The following is a 21,290-nucleotide window of genomic DNA, read 5'->3' as shown; positions in this document are numbered from 1 at the left end:
CATGTTGGATTTAATTCTGTTTATTGTATTATTGGGTGGCTTTTTGATCGGATTAAAACGCGGGTTTATTATGCAGCTCGTACACTTGATCGGATTTATCGCAGCTTATATCGTTGCTTATCTGTATTATGATGATTTGGCTCCAAAGCTTGAACTATGGATTCCGTATCCGTCTTCAAATGAGGGTTCTGTCTCTTTATTACTTAATAGCATCTCACTGGAGCAGGCCTATTACAATGCGATCGCTTTTGCCATTTTGTTCTTTGCAACAAAAATCATTCTTCAGATATTAGGCTCAATGCTGGATTTTCTTGCAAATTTGCCGATTCTGCATACTGCAAACAGATGGCTTGGCGGACTTTTAGGCTTTGTAGAAGTTTATCTGATCGTATTTATTTTACTGTATATCGCCACATTAGTGCCTATCGAATCATTTCAGGCGCATTATGATAATTCATGGATTGCACAGGGAATGGTCAAAAACACCCCCGTATTTTCTGAGTCAGTTAAGGAAATGTGGATGAAACATATGGCGTAAAACTTCTCCCTCCTTGGAGAAGTTTTTTTATTAAATGGCTGTTTTCGTATACATTGTAGCTCTTTGATAGTAGTTGATTTCCGCTTCAGGTTGCTCGCTTTCCATGGGGCGTGCGGTGAGCCCTCCTGCCGCTTTGCGCCATTAGGAGTCTCCACCTGACCGCTCGTCCCATAGGACAAGGAAGGCTGCGGCAGCGACACATCGCACGAAGAAAATTTGAAGTTTAATTTTCGAGGAGTCTCGCACCTTACGCTTCAATCAACTTGCCAATGAAGGAAATGAAAAAATACCCAAAAACAACATTCCGTTAGAAGAGAGCCAATTATATAAATCGAGATCGAAAGAAGGGAGTACATTATGGCTAATAAAAAAGAAATTGTACGTGCGTTAGAACAAATTGCTCTTTATCTCGAAATTCTAGGAGAAAATTCTTTTAAAGTTTCCGCTTACCGAAAAGCAGCAAATGCTCTTGAAGGTGATGAGCGAACGATGGATCAAATTGAAGATGTTTCGAAAATAAAAGGCATTGGCAAAGGAACGGCCACGGTTATTATCGAAATCATGGATAAAGGTGAATCTGAACTTCTTATTGAACTTCAGGAAAAAGTACCCTCTGAACTTATTACATTATTACAAGTGCCTAATTTGGGCGGAAAAAAGATTGCGAAACTTTACTCAGAACTGGGCGTAACAAATATCGAAACATTAAAAGAAGCTTGTAATGCTGGTAAAGTAAGAGAACTTGCCGGATTTGGAGCTAAGACAGAAGAGAAAATTCTTGCTTCTTTAGACGATATTGGAAAAAGACCGGAAAGACTGCCGATCGCTTATATGCTTCCAATAGCTGAAAGTATTGAGACCCAGCTGGAATCGATGGAACATATCGTAAAATATTCGAGAGCTGGTAGTCTAAGACGGTACCGGGAAACGATTAAAGATCTTGATTTTATTATCTCTTCAAAAAATCCTGGTAAAGTGAAAGAACAGCTCCTAAACTTGCAGGGAGTTACGGATGTCATTGCAAGCGGTGAAACGAAGGTTTCACTCGTTTTAGGAGAGAAAGTGGCTGTTTCAGTAGATTTTAGAATCGTTGAACCCGAGCAATTCGCAACGACACTGCATCATTTTACAGGCTCAATGGAACATAACGTTAAAATGAGACAGCTGGCTAAGACCAGAGGAGAAAAGATTAGCGAATACGGTGTTGAAAATACAGAGACAGGTGAAGTTCGAACGTTTAAAACCGAAGAAGAATTTTACGCGCACTTCGGGTTGAATTGGATACCGCCAGAAGCGAGAGAAAATGGTGAAGAAATCGAACTTCTGATGGAAGATTATGAGTTTGTTCAATTATCGGATATTAAAGGAGATCTGCATCTGCATTCTACATGGAGTGACGGCGCATTCTCGATAGAGGAAATGGCAGAAGAAGCAAGGAACCGTGGATATGAGTTCATGGCTATTACAGATCATTCACAGTATCTGCGAGTTGCAAACGGACTCACTCCAGAGAGGATCCGCATGCAGCGGAAAGAGATTGATAAGCTGAACGAAAAATATAAGAACTTTAAAATATTTGCTGGAATTGAAATGGATATATTACCGGATGGTACACTAGACTATGATGATGATCTTCTCGATGAGATGGATTTTGTTATTGCGAGTATCCATTCTGCTTTTTCACAAGATCAAAGTAAGATTATGAAACGTTTAAAAACGGCGCTTGAACATAAAAAGGTAGATTTAATTGCTCATCCGACTGGGCGGCTGATCGGCCGAAGAACAGGCTACGATGTTGATGTGGATATGCTGCTTCAGCTCGCGTATGAAACAGATACCGCAATTGAGTTAAATGCTAATCCAAACAGACTGGATCTATCGCCGGACTGGCTAAGGAAAGCACAGGAGCTCGGTGTGAAGATTGCTATTAATACGGATGCGCATTACAAAGAAACGATGAAACATATGGAGATTGGGGCTGCGGTAGCACGAAAAGGTTTTATTAAAAAAAGTTCTGTTATAAATACTATGACTTTAAAAGAATTTGAAACCTATTTAAACCGTAAAAAATAGCTCTATATCCTCGGATCAGGAGGAAGTTTAACATGCAAGAAAAAATGTTGCGAGTTTTAGAATTGAAAAAAGTAATTGAAAGATTAAAGAAGCATGCAAGCTGTTCATTAGGAATAAATAAGATTGAAGCTCTTGCCCCTTTAACAGAACTTGAAGAAGTGAACGCCGCACAAGAAGCGACAGATGAAGGTGTAAAGGTACTCCGTCTAAGAGGGCAGGTTCCTTTTGGCGGGATATTTGATATTCGTTCAAACGTAAAACGCTCGAAAATCGGGAGTCTTTTAAACGAGGAAGATTTGATGGATATTGCGTCAACTCTTTATGGCGGAAGAAGATTTAAACGTTTTATAGAGGGTTTAGTGGAAGATGGCATCGAGCTTCATATCTTGAAAAATGCTGCTGAACAGATCATTCCTTTGCAGGAAGTTGAGCAATCTATTAAAAATTGCATAGATGACCACGGAAATATGATGGATAGTGCGAGCTCAGAGCTAAGAACAATTCGCCAGCAGCTCCGTACTTTCGAAGCTAGAGTCAGAGAAAAGCTAGAATCAATCGTCAGATCTTCAAGCTATCAAAAGATGCTGTCTGATTCTATCATAACGATCCGTAATGATAGATTTGTTATTCCTGTTAAGCAAGAGTACAGAGGGAACTTTGGCGGTATGGTGCATGACCAGTCTGCCAGTGGTGCTACGCTATTCATTGAACCGCAATCAGTCGTTACCATAAATAATCAGGTGAAAGAAGCAAAAGCGAAAGAAACACGTGAAATAGAGAAGATATTAAGAGAACTCACTGCACAAGTTGCTGAAACAGCTGATGATATTCTCCTGAACGTGGATGTTTTAGCAGAGGTTGACTTTATATTAGCAAAAGCGCGATTTGCAAATGAACTAAAATGTACTAGACCGATTATGAATGACAAAGGCTTCATTTCTCTCTATAACGGCAGACATCCGCTGCTGGATCAGGAGACAGTAGTTCCAACGAGTGTGAAGCTGGGAGGAGAGTATCAATCTCTTGTTATCACAGGTCCAAATACGGGAGGGAAGACTGTTACTTTAAAAACGATTGGTCTTCTTACATTAATGGCCCAATGCGGATTGCAGATACCAGCACAGGAAGAATCTGAGATGGCTGTCTTTAAAACTATTTTTGCAGATATCGGCGATGAGCAGTCTATCGAACAGTCATTGAGTACATTCTCATCCCACATGGTTAACATTGTTGATATCTTAAACAAGCTGGATTATGAATCTCTTGTCCTATTTGACGAGCTTGGCGCAGGAACAGATCCGCAAGAAGGTGCCGCACTCGCGATTTCTATTCTGGATTTTGTATTTGCAAGAGGAGCTCGCGTTGTAGCGACAACACATTACAGTGAATTGAAAGCCTATGCTTACAACCGCGAAGGCGTTATGAATGCCTCAGTAGAGTTTGATGTACAGACATTACGTCCAACATACAGGCTGTTAGTCGGCGTTCCAGGACGAAGTAATGCTTTCGAAATATCGAAAAGACTCGGTTTACGTGAAGATATTATCGATTCAGCTAGATCTCAGATCAGTGAAGACGAAAATAAAATTGACAATATGATCCGATCTCTTGAAGATAACCGCAAACAAGCAGAAAAAGAGATGCAAGAAGCTGAGATTAAAAGAAAAGAAGCTGAAGCGATTAAAGCTGATCTTGAACGCGAGTTAGAGCTTTATCAAAATGAGAAAGAGCGGCTGTATCAGAAGGCAAAAGAAGAAGCGGAACGAGCTGTTGAAAAAGCACGGGAAACAGCTGAAGAGATTATTGTTGAAATTCGTGAACTTCAAAAATCAGGCGGACAGATCAAAGAGCATAAACTGATTGATGCAAAAAAGAGATTGGAAGAAGCTGTTCCAAAATCAAAGACGAAGAATAAGAAACCAAAAGCTGCATCCACAAAAAAAGAATATGTTCCTGGTGATGAAGTAAGAGTGTTAAGTGTCGGCCAAAAAGGACACATCGTTGAAAAAGTCAGCAGCAGCGAGTATCAAGTGCAAATCGGTATCTTAAAAATGAATGTATCAGAACGTGATTTGGAATGGATAAAAGAATCAAAACCAAAACCTGAACCGCGTTCATTTGTAAAGGTTACAGGTTCAAATGATTCTTCACGCCCAGAACTGGACTTAAGAGGTAAAAGGTATGAAGACGCGATGCTTGAGGTTGACAGATATTTAGATGAAGCCATGATGGCAGGCTTTAACCAAGTTTATATCATTCATGGCAAAGGTACTGGAGCGCTTCGTAAAGGCGTACAAGAGCTTTTAAAATCTCATCGCAATGTAAAGTCTACAAGAATGGGTGCCGCAGGTGAAGGCGGAGGCGGAGTAACAGTAGCTGTGTTAAAATAATCCAGAGTATAATGCAGATTCAACTGCTCTGAGGTATTTACGAAATGAGCCTATATATAAAAAAAGCCATCTACAAAGGGGAACTGCCGATGGATTTTATGGGAAATGCTTTTATAAAAACTGCAGCAAACTATAGCGTTGTAGTTCTTTGTCTAGTCCTGTTTTTAGCTGTATTCGAGCTTGTGACACGTTATAAGAACTGGGTTGAAATTAAAAACGGAAATCTTTCAGTTGCAATGGCAACAGGCGGGAAGATTTTTGGAATCGCAAATATTTTTCGATATTCAATTTCCCAGAACGACTCTTTGCTAATGATGGTCATGTGGGGAATATTTGGATTCATTTTGCTTTTAATCGGTTATTTTATTTATGAATTTTTAACGCCAAAATTCCAGATCGATAAGGAAATTGAAAATGATAACAGAGCTGTAGGTTTTATTTCGATGGTTATATCAGTCGGTCTGTCATTTGTTATTGGTGAAGGCATTGAATAGTTGAAGGGATAAAATATGGAAACGTTATTTAAAGTGCTTTTTGTTCTGAGCGGAGTATTTATTGCTGCAGGTATTGTTTATTTATTATTTTTCACATGATTAAAAATCCAGACCTTCCTATAGGGGGTCTGGATTTTTTTGGCTGTAATTTTACCGATTATTTTTAATTTTTAAAAAAGTATATAAAATTGTATACGTTTTCAATATAATAGGAATAAAGATATAGAAATTTTTGAAGGAAGGCGTGAATTAAAGGAGGAGATGCAAGTGGAAAGAAGGTGGCTTAACAGTTACCCAAGTGAAATTCCGGGACATCTTGATTACGACAGCAAACCTTTATTCGCGTATTTAGAAGAAGCAGCAGAACAGAAAAAAGATAATACTGCTGTTCATTTTTTAGGCAAGACTTTAACGTTCAGTGAACTGTATGAGAGCTCTTTGCGGTTTGCACATTCACTTTCAGCATTAGGAGTGAAAAAAGGCGACCGAGTAGCAATCATGCTGCCAAACTGTCCGCAGGCTGTAATTGCTTATTACGGTACTTTGTTCTTAGGCGGGATAGTTGTCCAGACGAACCCTCTTTATACGGAAAGAGAGCTGCGCCATCAGCTTTCGGACAGCGGAGCAAAGGTAATCGTCAGTTTGGATCTGCTCTTTGGAAGAATATCGGCTGTAAGGAATGATACGAATGTTGAGCACGTAATAATAACGGGTATCAAGGACTATTTGCCATTTCCCAAAAACCTGCTTTACCCGTTTGTGCAAAAAAGACAAAATCCAACGGTTGTCGTCAACATTTCTTATAATCATGAAGTTCATTCTTTCACAGAACTGCTTAAGCGTTCAAAACCAATTAAGCCCGAAGTCAGCATCTCACCCGATGATGATCTTGCTTTATTGCAATATACGGGCGGCACAACAGGGCCGGCAAAAGGTGTAATGCTTACGCATAAAAACCTGGTCGTCAATGCTTTGCAATGCAACGCGTGGATGTTTAAGAATCGGGATGGAAAAGAAAAGATACTTGGGGCTCTGCCATTTTTCCATGTGTATGGGATGACTTGTGTGATGAATTTAGGAATCATTACGAAGGCGCAGATGATTATCCTTCCGCGATTCGATCCGGCACAAGTTTTGAAGACGATTCATAAAGAACGTCCAACACTATTTCCAGGTGCTCCGACCATGTATATTGCACTTCTGAACCATCCTGATTTAAAGAAATATGACCTTTCTTCGATCCAGGCTTGCATAAGCGGTTCAGCAGCTTTGCCTCTGGAGGTTCAGGAAAAGTTTCAGGCTATAATTTCGGGTTCATTAGTTGAAGGGTATGGCCTAACCGAAGCTTCTCCAGTAACTCATGCAAATTTAATTTATGGAGAGCAGGTAAAAGGAAGCATCGGTCTGCCTTGGCCGAATACTGAAGCAGCTATTATATCTGCCGAAACTGGTGAATGGGCAGAACCAGGTGAGATTGGCGAACTGGCTGTAAGAGGTCCTCAAGTCATGAAAGGGTACTGGAATCAGCCTGAAGAAACAGCTTCTGTATTTAGAGACGACTGGCTTATTACGGGTGATATGGGCTACATGGATGAAAGAGGCTACTTTTACATTGTTGATCGCAAAAAAGACCTTATCATTGCGGGCGGTTTTAATATTTATCCTCGTGAAGTCGAGGAGGTTTTATACGAGCATGAAAGTGTAAAAGAAGCAGTAGTCGTTGGTGTACCTGATGAATATCGCGGAGAAACCGTAAAAGCTTTTGTTGTACTGAAAGATGGAGCGGAGTGTACAGAAGAAGAGCTGAATAAATATTGCCGTGAACATCTCGCATCATTTAAAGTGCCGAGACTGTATGAATTTAGAGATGAACTGCCTAAAACAATGGTAGGAAAGATTCTGAGAAGAGTACTGCTTGAAGAAGAACGGGAAAAAGCAAAACAAAACAACTGATTCACTATATAAAACCGCCATCGGGCGGTTTTTGTTTTGGCTTGAACACCCCGCGGAAAGCGAGCACCTGAAGCGGAAATCAACCACTACCAAAAGCAACAAAGTTTGTGGAAAACAGGCTTTTAAAAACTTCCTGCTTGTCAACATAGATAAAAAAATGACATAATGAAATTGACAGAAAAGAAAGATTTGTTTTACAATTATGAATGAACAATCATTCATTTTTTATATGGTTGTGCTATACACAAATGAGGCGATAGTTATGAAACGAAAAGGTCCAAAATACGAAAAAATAATTGATGCTGCTGTTAATGTCATTGCAGAACACGGCTACCATCAATCCCAGGTTTCAAAGATAGCGAAAGAAGCAGGTGTCGCAGATGGCACCATCTATCTTTATTTTAAGAACAAAGAAGATCTGCTTGTTTCTGTTTTTAATGAGAAAATGGGGACCTTTATCGAAAAAACAGAAAATGAGCTCAAAAGCAATGATTCGGCGATTGAAAAACTTAGAACACTCGTCGAGATGCACTTTAAGCAATTAACTGCAGATTACGAATTATCAATCGTAACGCAATTAGAGCTGCGCCAGACAAACAGACAGCTTCGGGCCAAAATTGGGGAAGTATTAAAGAGGTATTTAAACTTAATAGATTCCATACTGACAGATGGCATGAATGAAGGTGTGTTTGTAAGAGATATGGATTACAGGCTTGCTCGACAGATGATATTCGGAACAATAGATGAAACGGCTACGAACTGGGTAATGAATGATCATCGTTATGATCTCCCTGCTCTCTCCGGTCCCGTTCATCAAATGCTCGTTAATGGTCTGGCAGTCAGATCTGCACAGCCAGAATAAATCGTTCTTGAGGAGGATTGATAAAGTGAATTATTTGCAAGTTGAAAAGCAAGGTAAAGTAGCCGCTATAAAGCTTAACCGAGCACCTGCTAATGCCCTTTCAACCGGTGTGATCGAAGAAATTGACGGAGCATTAGATCAAATAGAAAATGACAACTCGATAAAATCGGTCGTTATTCTTGGAGAAGGGCGTTTTTTCTCAGCGGGAGCAGATATAAAGGAATTCACGGAAGTTCCTGATGAAAAAGGTTTTGCAATGCTTGGTAAGAAAGGCCAGGACGTTTTTAACCGCATTGAACAATTTTCAAAACCGGTTATTGCAGCAATTCACGGGGCAGCTCTCGGCGGCGGTCTGGAACTGGCGATGAGTTGTCATATCAGACTAGTTGCAGAAGATGCAAAGCTTGGTCTTCCTGAACTGACTCTAGGTCTAATTCCAGGATTTGCAGGAACTCAAAGGCTGCCTCAGTTAGTAGGTGTTCCAAAAGCATGTGAGATGCTCTTATCCAGCCAGCCTATATCAGGAAAAGAAGCTGTATCTTTTGGATTAGCGAATGACTCCTGTCCTGCTGAAGAACTTTTTGAAAAGGCTTACAAAATGGCAGAGAGCTTTTCAGAAAAAAGTGCTGTATCCATTAAATACACATTAGAATTACTGAATTATGCTAAACATGGTCTCTATGAAAAGGGAGCAGAGAAAGAACAGGAACTGTTTGGAAAAGCTTTTAAGAGCCATGATGGCCAAGAGGGGATCCAAGCATTCATAGAAAAAAGAAAGCCTGTATTTCAGGACCGATAATTTTAGGAGGGGTAATAATGAATATTTATGTTATTTTAAAACGTACTTTTGATACAGAAGAAAAGATCTCTGTTTCAAATAATAAAATTTCCGAAGACAGTGCTGAATTCATCATCAATCCTTATGACGAGTATGCGATTGAAGAAGCGATCACATTAAAAGATGCACATGGCGGAACAGTTACAGTTGTAACTGTGGGCGATGAAGACTCTGAGAAAGAGCTTCGTACAGCATTAGCTATGGGTGCCGATCAAGCGGTGCTAATTTCAAACGAAGACTTAGACAGCCAGGACCAATTCACAACTTCTTCCGTTTTAGCTGCATATTTTAAGGATAAAGAATATGACATCATTTTAGGCGGAAATGTAGCGATTGATAACGGAACTGGTCAAGTGGGTCCGCGTTTAGCAGAACTGCTTGATATTCCTCATGTAACTACGATAACTAAAATTGAAATTAATGGTACAACAGTAAATATTGAGCGTGACGTAGAAGGAGATCTAGAAAAGATTGAAACTTCCCTTCCGTTGCTGGTTACAGCACAGCAGGGCTTGAATGAGCCACGCTACCCATCGCTTCCAGGGATTATGAAAGCCAAGAAAAAGCCGCTTGAAACTTTAGAGCTGGATGATCTTGATATCGATGAAGACGATGTAGAAGCTAAAACAAAAACAGTAGAAATTTATCTTCCTCCCAAAAAGGAAGCTGGAAAAATCTTATCTGGTGACACTGCAGATCAAGTGAAAGAACTTGTATCTCTGTTAAGAAACGAAGCAAAGGTTATATAAGGGGGAGACATCATGGCAAAAAAAGTTTTAGTACTTGCAGAATCTCGTGACGGTGCATTGCGTAATGTATCATTTGAAGCAATTGCAGCAGCAAAAGAAATTTCAGGCGGAGGAGAAGTATTTGCTGTATTGTGCGGCGACTCTGTACAATCCCTTGCAAATGAATTAATTTATTACGGGGCTGATCGTGTACTGACAGCGGAAAATGAAAAGCTCGCAAACTACACAACAGATGGCTACTATCAAGCTTTGAAACAAATTATCGATGAAGAAAAACCTGAAGCAATTGTTTTCGGACATACATCACTCGGAAAAGATTTATCACCAAGGCTTGCAGCACGTTTAGAATCCGGTCTGATCTCAGACGTAACTGGATTAGAACAAGCGGGTGAAAATACTGTGTTTACACGTCCTGTATATTCAGGAAAAGCATTCGAAAAGAAATTAATCAATGATGGACTAATCTTTGTTACAATTCGTCCAAACAATATCCCGCCATTAGAGAAAGATGAATCACGTTCTGGAGAAGTGAAATCCGTATCCGTTGAAATTAAGGATCTAAGAACGATTGTTAAAGAAGTCGTTCGCAAAGCTTCTACAGGTGTTGACTTATCAGAAGCAAAGATTATCGTTGCTGGCGGACGCGGAGTGAAATCTGAAGATGGATTCAAGCCTCTTCAAGAACTTGCAGACGTACTAGGTGCAGCAGTTGGGGCATCCCGCGGAGCATGTGATGCAGATTATTGCGATTACTCACTTCAAATCGGCCAAACAGGTAAAGTTGTAACACCTGACTTGTATATCGCTTGTGGAATCTCTGGTGCTATTCAGCATTTAGCAGGGATGTCGAATTCAAAAGTCATCGTTGCCATCAACAAAGATCCAGAAGCAAGCATTTTCTCAGTAGCTGACTACGGAATTGTTGGGGATCTCTTTGAAGTAGTGCCTTTGTTAACAGAAGAGTTTAAAAAAGTGTTAGTATAAAATGAATACTCAAATACGTCCGGTTCGCTGGACGTTTTTTTACGGGGAAATGTAGCTATTGAAAGTGGTTGATTTCCGCTCCAGGTGCTCGCTTTCCGCGGGGCGTGCGGTGAGCCCCTTAGGCGCTGATGGTATTCAATGAGGTATGTGCTCCTGCGTCTATACGCAAATTCTGTCGATGCAGGCTTCCTCGTCGCATGCCTTTCGAGATGAATGCTCAGGTAGCTGGCACGCTCCAATCAACGAAGAGTCTTTAAAAACGATTCTAAAACAACAATCTTATTCTTTATAAAGTTACGAAGGTACTTTTGATGTGTAATTAAGAGGGGGAGTTTTTAGTGACGACTATAGCCTTTATTCGCCATGGAGAAACGGATTGGAACATTGAAAGAAGAGCTCAAGGATGTATGGATATTCCTTTGAATGATAAAGGAATAAAGCAGGCTAGAGCACTAGCGGAACGTCTTCGTGCAGAAAAATGGGATGGGATCTATGCGAGTCCATTATCAAGAGCTTTTAAAACGGCAGAAGCGATTCAGGAATTAACAGGACTGGACATTGTGCCGGATGATAGGCTGCGCGAGATCTCATTTGGAGAAACAGAAGGAACTACTGAAGCTGAAAGAATAGAACGCTGGGGAGAAGATTGGATTAAGCTTGAGCTCGGAAGGGAAACAAATGAGCTAGCTGATATACGCTGGCAGGAAGTATTAAAGGAAATTGTTCAGAAGCACGAAAACCAGAAAGTTCTCGTCGTGACACATGGCGCACTCCTTGTGAGGATTTATAAATCTCTTTTACAGGACAAAACAGATAAGTGGTATGGATTGAATAACACGTCTCTTTCTATCTTTAAACTTCAGGATCAAAACTGGTCTTGTGAATTGTTTAATTGTCAAATGCATTTAGAAGAGGCAAAAACCATTTAACGTTTGTCATAATTAAAACTTGGGTACCATAAGGTTGAGCAAACTATTAGCAACTGTGTAATTTGTGGTGATATACTTTGTTTACACTTTGTTAATTTAAAAGGAGGGCCAAATAAATGGCTATTGTAAATGCATCAGATCAAACATTTAATACAGAAACGAATGAAGGTTTAGTACTTGCTGATTTCTGGGCACCTTGGTGCGGACCTTGTAAAATGATCGCTCCAGTTCTTGAAGAACTAGACCAAGAGCTTGAAGAAGTTAAAGTTGTTAAACTTGATGTAGATGAAAACCAAGAAACAGCTGGGAAATATGGTGTAATGAGTATTCCTACACTTCTAGTATTCAAAGACGGCCAAGTCGTTGATCAAGTTGTAGGCTTCCAGCCAAAAGATGCATTAGTTGAACTTTTAAACAAACATAAGTAAGCATCGCCAAAGCCCGGTATTCCGGGCTTTTTTCTATGTGAACTGTTGACGCCCAATTTGATTATCGATATAATACTATCGGTAATGAAAATCATTATCATTAAAAAGTTTCAGGGAGGATGAACCAGCGTGAACATACTGGTAACAGGTGGGGCAGGCTTTATTGGGAGCCATTTGCTTCGTTCCCTAAACTTGTACAAAAACTTTACTATTACGGCTATTGATTCCTTTCATGGGTATTACAGCCGTGAAAGAAAATTGGATCAGCTAGAGATGGCTGGTGCCGGATTTGAATTTATTGAACTAGATCTGCTTAACGAAAAAAAAGTCATGCAGCTTTTTGAAAATAAAAAGTTTGATACGGTTATTCATTTAGCAGCGATTCCTGGAGTACCTAAATCGATACAAAATCCTCATGAATACATAGACTTGGATATAAAGGCAACAGTGAACATTTTGAACGCATCAGGACGGACCAATGTTAAGCATGTTATATTTGCTTCTTCTTCCTCTGTGTATGGAAACCAAGGTCACCGTCCATTAAAAGAAAGTGATGCGAACGGTCAAGTTGTTTCTCCGTATGCAGCTTCCAAATGGTCGGCTGAATCATTTTGCCATGCCTATCGTCATTTGTACGGCTTCGATTTAAGTATACTGCGCTTTTTTACCGTATATGGTCCATGGGGAAGACCAGATATGGCGATCCCGCTGTTTGTGAAAAAGCTGCTAAAAGGTGAGCCGGTCTCCGTTTTTTCTAAGGGGACAGCTCGTGATTACACATATATTGATGATATTATCAGAGGTGTTCTTTCCGTTATCGAACACAAAAAAGACAGCCAAGTGTTTAATCTTGGAAGCGGAAAGCCAGTTTCAATAGAACAGCTCATTGAAACATTCCGCTTGTTTTTTCCGCAGCTCGAAACAATTGAGCTTCCGCATCGTTTAGGAGATGTACAATCAACTTGGGCTGATATTAATAAGGCTGAAAAAGATTTGGATTTTAAGCCATCAATCTCTATTTCAGAAGGCATTGAACGAACAATTGAATGGGCTAAAACCTATGAAAGGTTTTAAAACGATAAAAATTACTGCTGCTGTCAGTCTTATTGCTCTCTTTGTCTGGCTTTCGATACGGTATTTTAGCTACGGTCTCTTTCTTGAGGGATTAACAAATCTAATACGTTCTCCTTTTTTATTGCTATTTATGTTTTTTGGATATCTGGCTGCATTTTTTCTGAGAGCACTAGGCTGGCAGATGTATTTATCAAAAAATATTAAATTTGGGCATTACCTTTATGGCCTCTTTTATAGTCTTTTAGTGAATCATCTCTTGCCTGTAAAAGCTGGAGATCTTATGCGAATTGGGTATTTAAGCAGCATTAAGACTGATATCGGAAAAACTGAGATTATGGAGTCAGTTGTTGTTATGAGAATCTTTGATCTAATTGTCCTAGGGGCAGCTGCCATAGGGTTTGGATCATTTATAGGTATTTCTCTAGCTCCGCACTATTTTTATGTATTTGTGGTCACTGTCTTTACAGGAATCCTTTTACTATATCTTTTACGTAAGAAGATTCCTTTCATCGATCATTTATCTAAAAATCTGTTTTCTATACTTTTATCAGCCCGGTCAATTGTTATATTATTGATCACCTTACTCAGCTGGATCCTTGAAGCTGCAGTTGTTTATGGCACTCTTTTATCATTTTCTGAAACGGCTGGTGTGTGGGAAAGTATATGGGTAAATTCTATTACGATCGCTGGTCAGGTATTTCATTTTACACCAGGAGGAGCAGGAACATATGAAGCGACGATGTCATCAGCGCTGATTGCAGCTGGCATCACACCTGCTGTAGCCTTGCAGGCTGCGATTATAAGCCATCTGTTTAAATTTGTTTTCTCTTATCTAGCGGGAGCTTTTACGATAGTAAGGGCACCGATATCTTTTAAAGAACTGTGGCTTTCGCTGAAACAAAAGAAAGAGGTTAATCAAACATGAAGAAAGCGTCAAAATTTGAAAAAGTTGCTGCACGCTGCTGGAATCTGTTAAACGAAGGGAAACCTTTTACTCCGATTTTTACAACTGGTGTTTTCTTGTTGTTCTTTATCGGGCAATGGAGTGAAACCTCTTTTTGGTTTTCATTTTTCTTAAGTTTGGCAGGAACAATACCATTATTTATTCTTTGTTTTTTATATGATTTTCCGCTCTTTTTAAGAAATTATTTATTTATCCCTTTAATAGCCGCATTGCTGTTATTGCAAGCTCCGCCATTATCACTTTGGCTATTGGCTGCAGGTCTTTATTTCTTTTTTACCGTGTTCTTTTGGGGAACACTTTATTACCATTTGAGAATTGGGACAACATGGCTGAACTTCACTCGCTTTTGGAAACTTGTATTAAAGAATAGTGATTCTACAAGTGGAAATGCCCAAGAACAGCTGCCAAAAGTACTAATGCTTTTATTGGTGTGGCATTACCTTTTTGAAAAGGTAAAGGATGGCGGATTAAGTCTTGCGCAATACTCCCCAGTCCTTTATGTAACAGCTGGTTTTGGCTTGCTTGCATGGATCTTGCACCGTTATTTATTTGATTGGAAGCCTGCGGAATATGAAGAGTTCACTGAGAAGGAAGCGATTCAGGCTAAATCAGATAAAGTGATTGTAATCGTGGTGGACGGAATGAGAAAAGATCGTTTTGAAAAAGCTCAAACTCCATTTTTGAATGCGTTAAAAGCAGAAGGTACAGAATACCGACAGATGGAAACAGTTTACCCTGCAAGAACAGTTGTATGTTTTTCTTCTATGTTTACAGGGACTTATCCTCGGGAGCATGGGATTACATCAAATATGGTTTGGCGTCTTGGAATTAAAGTAGAAAGCATCTTTGATTCCTTGCGAAAGGTTGGTAAAAAAGGCAAGCTCCTTGGCATCGCACATTTAGTTGACGCGATGGGCAATGATGTTGAAACGGTAACAGCAGTAATGAAAAATGATGTGGCAGATCCCTCTATCATGCAGCGAGCTAGGCAAATCATGGAATCAGATAATCCTGATCTCTTTATTGTCCAGATGATAGCAACGGATCAAACCGGTCACAGCAGAGGTGTTTTCTATGATGAATACCTTCAAAAGATTAACGAAGCAGACAAGCTCATCGAAGATTTTGTCCACTATCTTGAAAAAGAAGGCCATATGGAGAATACAACACTGATCATATGTGCAGATCACGGACAAGCTGACGGAATAGGCGGACATGGTCACTTAGATGAAGGAGAACGCTTTGTTCCATTCATTATGCATGGACCTCATATCCGTAAAGGTATAACAGTGGAAGAAAAGCACAGCTTAGTTTCTCTTGCACCGACCATCGCTCATCTTCTTGGTGCACCATTTCCGGAAAACAGCAGAGGTCCAGTTTTAAAGCAGGCAATAAAAGAAAGCAGGGAAATGTAATACATGAAAAAAGTAACGAAAGTCATAGTTTTTTTACCTGCTTATAATGAAGAAGATTCGATCGGAGAAGTAATACGAAAAATCCCTCGTGATTTTCATTCAACTGTTGATGTTGAAGTCATGGTTATTGATGATGGGTGTTCAGATCGAACAAAAGAAGTTTCTCTTGAAGCAGGCGCAGATCATTATATTTCACATACCGTAAACAAAGGTCTTGGAGCAGCTGTTCGAACGGGATTAGAATCGTGTTATTTACATGGGGCAGATATAGCTGTAATGATTGATGCTGATAACGAATATCCAGCTGATGAAATCCCTGAACTTATTCAGCCGCTGCTTGATGGCCGGGCAGATTATTCAATGGGATCTCGATTTTTAGGAACGATTTCAGGAATGAAATTGCATCGCCGCCTAGGAAATTACTTTTTCACATTGCTGCAATGCCTCTTATTAAGAAGATGGATTCGTGACGGCCAATCTGGTATGAGAGCTTTTAACAGAGAAACGATGAGAGACTTTGAAATTATTCATGATTACAACTATGCACAAGTATTGACGCTCAACCTCGTTCGAAAAGGATATCGGATGACAGAAGTTCCGATCACCTACAAAGTCAGAACGACAGGTACTTCATTTATCACATTCAAGAAATATTTAGGGAATGTGATCCCAGGTATATGGAATGAAATGAGAAGACCCGTAAGAAAGATGAGAGAGTATCCTTCCTGCGATACAAATGAATGATTACCAGCCAAGGGGCTGTCCCAAAAGCAAGGTAAACTTACTTTTGGCAGCCCCTAATTTTTTATTTTTAACAAAATAAAAAATAAATAATATCGTCAAAATTTAGCTATCTAATCGAGTTTATTTGATAACCTGCTATCATATTATAATAATAGGCCTTATCTAAATAGGATTAAATAAAAAGAGGCATGACATCAAAAGTTTTTATACTTTTGAGTCAGCCTCTTTTTTATAAGATTAGAAAAAAGTGATGAGCGGTAAAGAACTAAAAAAGTCATTTTCTATGATATTATGATTAAATAACAGGTACACCAGAGGGGTGGATAGATATTGACCTCAATTAAACAAAAATTAATGCTGCTACCAGATCAGCCTGGCTGCTATTTAATGAAGAATGAATTTGGAAAAGTAATATATGTAGGGAAAGCAAAAGTATTAAAAAATAGAGTAAAATCATATTTTTCTGGATCGCATGACGGAAAAACCCAGCGGTTAGTCAGTGAGATCAGAGACTTTGAATATATTGTTACTTCAACTGAAATGGAAGCTCTAGTTCTCGAGATGAACTTAATCAAAAAACATGATCCACGTTATAACGTCATGTTAAAAGATGATAAAAGCTATCCATATTTAAAAGTTACTTCCGAAAAACATCCTCGTCTTTTATATATCAGGAAGATAAAAAAAGACGGCGGAAAATATTTTGGCCCCTTTGTGAACGCATATGCGGCACAAGAAACGAAAAAACTCCTGGATCGTATTTTTCCGCTAAGAAAATGTGATACGATGCCGAAAAGAGTATGCCTCTATTATCATATTGGTCAATGCCTTGGTCCATGTGTTTATGAAATTTCAGATGAACAGAACAAACAAATGGTAGAAGGTATCATAAAGTTTCTGAATGGCGGTTACCAGGATGTGAAGACGCAGCTGTCAGAAAAAATGCTTGAAGCATCTGAAGCCTTAAACTTTGAACGCGCAAAAGAGCTGCGTGACCAGATCCAGCATATTGAAGCAGTTATGGAAAAACAAAAGATGATGACTTCGGATTTAGTCGACAGAGATGTATTCGGTTATCATTTCGATAAAGGCTGGATGTGTGTACAGGTGTTTTTTATTCGGCAAGGGAAAGTTATTGCTAGAGATATATCTGTATTTCCTTTTTACGGAGAGGCACACGAAGACCTGCTTACATTTATTGGCCAGTTTTATCTTCAAAAAAATCATCTGCTTCCAAAAGAAATTCTTTTGCCGCAGCAAGTTGACGCTGATATGATCCAGCAGCTTCTACAAGTAAAAGTTCTGCAGCCTAAAAAAGGGCAGAAGAAGGAACTAGTTGAATTGGCGACAAAAAATGCAACACTTGCACTGCACGAAAAGTTCGCATTAATTGAGCAGGATGAAGCACGTACAATAAAAGCAGTTGAAAACTTAGGTGAGAGAATGGGAATTGCTCCGCCTTACAGAATTGAAGCTTTTGATAACTCTAACATACACGGGACAGACCCAGTTTCAGCTATGGTTGTCTTTGTTGACGGGAAGCCTTATAAAAAGGATTATCGAAAATATAAGATTAAATCTGTAGAGGGTCCTGATGACTATGCTTCTATGAAGGAAGTTGTTCGCAGAAGATATTCCAGATTGCTGAGAGAAGAAGGTGAATTGCCAAGCTTAATCCTGATCGATGGCGGAAAAGGCCAGATTTCAGCTGCTCAAGATGTACTTGAAAACGAACTTAATCTTTTCATCCCTGTTGCAGGGCTGTCAAAGGACGAGAAGCACCGTACATCTCAATTGTGGCTCGGTGATCCGCCTGAGACGATTCACCTTCCGAGAAACAGCCAAGAATTTTACTTGCTTCAAAGAGTGCAGGATGAAGTGCACCGTTTTGCCATTTCTTTTCATCGCAAAGTCCGGTCAAAAAGTATGTTCGAGTCTACTTTGGATGGGATTGCTGGGATAGGAGAAAAAAGAAAGAAGATGCTGCTCCGTCATTTCGGGTCAATGAAAAAAATGAAAGACGCAACCGTAGAAGAGATTCAGGAAGCGGGAGTTCCAAGAGCAGTTGCGGAAGAAATAAACAAAGCATTTTTATCAAAAGACTAGTTGCAGTCATTTAGTAACTTTGTTAAAATGAGACCAACTTTATAAATATGCCATGCTTCTAATGAAGTGATGGTAGAGGAGCAGGAACCAATAGTATCCCATCTGAAGAGAAGAAGCTCTTGTGAGGGTGGAAGAAAGGGGATTCTTGCCGAAGTGTAAAAGGACTTCTAGCCTTTTATGCTGGACCTGTATTGAATAAATACAGAGCTGTCACACAATTCCCCCCAGGACTTGTGTGGAGGACTATCTCACTAGGGGGAAACAAACTTGGCTTGCTGCGGATATAGCAACAATAGGGTTTTTCCTTATGGTTGCTTTTTTATTTCAGTTTTTATCTTAAAGATTGTTGCTTATGTTCAGTTTTCTAATTTCTTCACTGACTAGTTGATTGGAGTGCAAGGTGCGAGACTCCTGCGGGATCAGCGGGACAGGTGAGACCATTCAATGTCGCAAGGCGACGAGTGGGCTCACCGCACGCCCCGCGGAAAGCGAGTATCCTGTAACGCAAATCAACTACTTTCAAAGAGCAACAACGTTAGCGAAAACAGCCTTTGTTTTAAAAAGAGATAGAAAAACACAACAGGAAAGGATTTGGAGAAGATGGGGAGAATCGTACAAAAATTTGGCGGTACAAGTGTCGGTTCGGTTGAACGGATCCAAAATGCTGCAAAAAGAATTATTAACGAAGTAAACAATGGCAATGAAGTCGTTGTTGTCGTATCTGCAATGGGCAAAACAACAGATGAACTTGTTAGATTGGCTGGAGAAATCAGCAAAAATCCTTCTAAACGTGAAATGGATATGCTCCTCACAACAGGTGAACAAGTCACTATAGCCTTATTAACGATGGCTTTGCATCAGGAAGGTTATAAAGCCCTTTCCCTGACAGGCTGGCAAGCAGGCATTCAAACAGAAAATAATCATTCAAATGCAAGAATACTAGACATTGATTCTGAACGGATCAATGGTTTGTTAAAAGACGGGAATATTGTGGTGGTTGCAGGATTTCAAGGCTTGATTCCTGAGACGAATGATATTGCAACACTTGGAAGAGGCGGATCAGACACAACCGCTGTAGCGCTGGCGGCCGCTCTGAAAGCTGACCGCTGTGACATTTATACAGATGTTACCGGTGTTTACACCACTGACCCTCGTGCAGTTAAGACAGCAAGAAAAATACCATCTATTTCTTATGATGAGATGCTTGAAATGGCTAATCTTGGGGCAGGTGTCCTGCACCCGAGAGCTGTAGAATTTGCAAAAAACTATTCGATTGTTTTAGAAGTCAGATCGAGTATGAGTGATGAACGAGGAACGCTAGTAGAGGAGGAAGCAACTATGGAACAAAACTTAATGGTTAGAGGTTTAGCTTTTGAAGGTAACATAACAAAGATTACGGTAACCAACATGCCAAACGAAATTAATGCTTTGTCGGATTTGTTCACGATCTTGGCAAGCAACGGAATAAATGTAGACATTATTATTCAAAACGTGATGAACGAAGAAAAGACCAATATTTCTTTTTCCATTGACTCCAGTATATTATCAGAAACTCAAGAAGTACTTGCTGAAAATCAAGATAAACTTGGCTTTGAATCTATCAGCTATGAAGGCAACCTTGCTAAAGTATCCATCGTTGGTTCAGGAATGATCTCTAACCCTGGTGTAGCGGCAATGATGTTTAAAGCGCTATCCGACCAAGATGTAATGATTAAAATGGTTAGTACATCTGAAATTAAAGTTTCAACTGTAGTGAAACAGGAAGATATGATTAAATCAATCGAAACTCTTCATGACACATTTAAATTGGATGCACGTGTTCCTGTTCAAAGATAAGCATTCTTTGCATTTGGCTTTTTTCGTGAACGGTTACTAGTAGAAGCAGTTGAATTCCGCTTCAGGATACTCCCTTTCCGCGGGGCGTGCGGTGAGACTCCTCAGAGCTGTGCGCTCTAAGGAGTCTCACCTACAAGGAAGTTTGTGTGCTCCTGCGTCTACAAGCCAAACAGCATCGAAGTGTGTTCCTCGTCGCATGCCTTGCAAGAAGTCTAATCAGGTGGCTGGCACGCAGGAGTCTCGCACCTTGCGCTCCAATCAACTTTCAAGGAAACGTACTCATTTAAAATTTAAAAGCAACAATCTTTTAGAAATATGCCTTTAGAGAAGAGCCTTACAATTAAAGAAAGCCGGCATCAGCCGGCTTTTGTTTATTCAATCGTATCTTTTTTGTCCCATTGGACCGTAATGGAAACTTTATTGCGTTTCATTGACTCAAGCGCTTCAGTTGTACATTTTTTTTGCAGCTGAATTTGTTCTGCTAGAAAACCAGCTTCTAAGCTGAAAGTGTGGTGCTGGAAATTCTCGATTCGCTGTTCGATAAGTAATGAATGAAGTGAAAACACCATTTCTGTTTTAGATGCTTCAATCATTTCGAGATTTCCCCAGCCTGCCTCATTGAAAAAAGCACTTACTTCTTCCATTGTATGTAAAGGGTATTTTCTGGCAAGGTGTCTGCCGGCCCAATATAGAATATTTCTTTCTTGTTTACCAAGAAGTTCAGGTAACAAATCGCTGCGAAGGATCTCGTACCCAAAAGCTGAAACAGAAGGCTTTTCGATAGGGGTAGTCTCGTCCTTTGTTTTTTGTTTAAACATTCTGCATCCCTTCTTTCTAATTTTCATTATAACGGGTAAAAGGAGCAAACTCTATAGCAACTCGGTAATTGTCGAAAAAGTAATAAAGAAAAAAC

Annotated in this window: 18 protein-coding genes and 1 riboswitch; of the genes, 17 read left to right on the top strand and 1 reads right to left on the bottom strand. The window is 39.7% G+C overall.

Annotation, left to right across the window (positions count from 1 at the left end; genetic code table 11):
- Window position 1: 1 nt before the first annotated feature.
- From ACFQ4X_RS10985 to ACFQ4X_RS10905, 17 genes are all read left to right on the top strand, one after another.
- Complete coding sequence (locus ACFQ4X_RS10985; protein WP_379835094.1) at window positions 2-538, top strand: CvpA family protein; 537 nt, start codon at window positions 2-4, stop codon at window positions 536-538.
- Between the two features lie 354 nt (window positions 539-892).
- Window positions 893-2,611, top strand: coding sequence for a DNA polymerase/3'-5' exonuclease PolX (gene polX, locus ACFQ4X_RS10980; protein ID WP_379837142.1), 1,719 nt, complete (start codon window positions 893-895; stop codon window positions 2,609-2,611).
- A gap of 32 nt (window positions 2,612-2,643) precedes the next feature.
- Window positions 2,644-5,001, top strand: a complete 2,358-nt coding sequence (locus ACFQ4X_RS10975; RefSeq protein WP_379835092.1) for an endonuclease MutS2 — start codon at window positions 2,644-2,646, stop codon at window positions 4,999-5,001.
- A gap of 89 nt (window positions 5,002-5,090) precedes the next feature.
- Window positions 5,091-5,495 carry a DUF350 domain-containing protein gene (locus ACFQ4X_RS10970; protein ID WP_379837140.1) on the top strand — a complete coding sequence of 135 codons (405 nt, stop codon included), beginning with the start codon at window positions 5,091-5,093 and terminating at the stop codon, window positions 5,493-5,495.
- 261 nt (window positions 5,496-5,756) lie between these two features.
- Entirely contained in the window at window positions 5,757-7,448 is a 1,692-nt protein-coding gene (locus ACFQ4X_RS10965) for a long-chain-fatty-acid--CoA ligase (RefSeq protein ID WP_379835091.1), read from the top strand.
- Window positions 7,449-7,710: 262 nt separating this feature from the next.
- On the top strand, window positions 7,711-8,310 hold the full coding sequence (locus tag ACFQ4X_RS10960; RefSeq protein WP_379835089.1) for a TetR/AcrR family transcriptional regulator: 600 nt from the start codon (window positions 7,711-7,713) through the stop codon (window positions 8,308-8,310).
- Window positions 8,311-8,335: 25 nt separating this feature from the next.
- The gene (locus ACFQ4X_RS10955) at window positions 8,336-9,109 is read left to right on the top strand and encodes an enoyl-CoA hydratase (protein ID WP_379835087.1); all 774 of its coding nucleotides are present in this window, start codon (window positions 8,336-8,338) and stop codon (window positions 9,107-9,109) included.
- A 17-nt stretch (window positions 9,110-9,126) separates the two neighbouring features.
- Window positions 9,127-9,897: an electron transfer flavoprotein subunit beta/FixA family protein gene (locus tag ACFQ4X_RS10950; protein ID WP_379835085.1), complete on the top strand. Its 771-nt coding sequence runs from the start codon at window positions 9,127-9,129 to the stop codon at window positions 9,895-9,897.
- 12 nt (window positions 9,898-9,909) lie between these two features.
- Window positions 9,910-10,881 carry an electron transfer flavoprotein subunit alpha/FixB family protein gene (locus ACFQ4X_RS10945; RefSeq protein ID WP_379835083.1) on the top strand — a complete coding sequence of 324 codons (972 nt, stop codon included), beginning with the start codon at window positions 9,910-9,912 and terminating at the stop codon, window positions 10,879-10,881.
- Between the two features lie 338 nt (window positions 10,882-11,219).
- Entirely contained in the window at window positions 11,220-11,810 is a 591-nt protein-coding gene (locus ACFQ4X_RS10940) for a histidine phosphatase family protein (RefSeq protein WP_379835082.1), read from the top strand.
- A gap of 116 nt (window positions 11,811-11,926) precedes the next feature.
- Window positions 11,927-12,238, top strand: coding sequence for a thioredoxin (gene trxA / locus ACFQ4X_RS10935; protein ID WP_066291505.1), 312 nt, complete (start codon window positions 11,927-11,929; stop codon window positions 12,236-12,238).
- A 129-nt stretch (window positions 12,239-12,367) separates the two neighbouring features.
- Entirely contained in the window at window positions 12,368-13,312 is a 945-nt protein-coding gene (locus tag ACFQ4X_RS10930) for an NAD-dependent epimerase/dehydratase family protein (protein ID WP_379835080.1), read from the top strand.
- Window positions 13,299-14,237, top strand: a complete 939-nt coding sequence (locus ACFQ4X_RS10925; protein WP_379835078.1) for a lysylphosphatidylglycerol synthase transmembrane domain-containing protein — start codon at window positions 13,299-13,301, stop codon at window positions 14,235-14,237. Before ACFQ4X_RS10930 ends, ACFQ4X_RS10925 begins: the two co-directional genes overlap by 14 nt.
- Window positions 14,234-15,691 carry an alkaline phosphatase family protein gene (locus tag ACFQ4X_RS10920; protein WP_379835076.1) on the top strand — a complete coding sequence of 486 codons (1,458 nt, stop codon included), beginning with the start codon at window positions 14,234-14,236 and terminating at the stop codon, window positions 15,689-15,691. The genes ACFQ4X_RS10925 and ACFQ4X_RS10920 overlap by 4 nt, the downstream gene beginning before the upstream one ends.
- Window positions 15,692-15,694: 3 nt before the next feature.
- A complete protein-coding gene (locus ACFQ4X_RS10915; protein ID WP_379835075.1) occupies window positions 15,695-16,435 on the top strand; it encodes a glycosyltransferase family 2 protein in 741 nt (246 codons plus the stop codon).
- Window positions 16,436-16,789: 354 nt separating this feature from the next.
- Window positions 16,790-18,541 (top strand): excinuclease ABC subunit UvrC, encoded by a 1,752-nt coding sequence (uvrC, locus tag ACFQ4X_RS10910; protein ID WP_379837138.1) that lies wholly within the window; start codon window positions 16,790-16,792, stop codon window positions 18,539-18,541.
- 65 nt (window positions 18,542-18,606) lie between these two features.
- A riboswitch (Lysine riboswitch) is annotated at window positions 18,607-18,795 on the top strand.
- Between the two features lie 346 nt (window positions 18,796-19,141).
- Window positions 19,142-20,377 (top strand): aspartate kinase, encoded by a 1,236-nt coding sequence (locus tag ACFQ4X_RS10905; RefSeq protein ID WP_379835073.1) that lies wholly within the window; start codon window positions 19,142-19,144, stop codon window positions 20,375-20,377.
- A gap of 371 nt (window positions 20,378-20,748) precedes the next feature.
- On the opposite strand, the gene ACFQ4X_RS10900 is transcribed toward ACFQ4X_RS10905, so the two are convergent.
- Window positions 20,749-21,195 (bottom strand): YslB family protein, encoded by a 447-nt coding sequence (locus ACFQ4X_RS10900; RefSeq protein WP_379835071.1) that lies wholly within the window; start codon window positions 21,193-21,195, stop codon window positions 20,749-20,751.
- Between the last annotated feature and the right edge of the window lie 95 nt (window positions 21,196-21,290).

It is taken from the genome of Fictibacillus halophilus (assembly GCF_042680145.1).
Taxonomy (GTDB): domain Bacteria; phylum Bacillota; class Bacilli; order Bacillales; family Fictibacillaceae; genus Fictibacillus; species Fictibacillus halophilus_A.
Note: the sequence above shows the minus strand (reverse complement) of the source record. Positions and strands in the feature narration are given on the sequence as shown.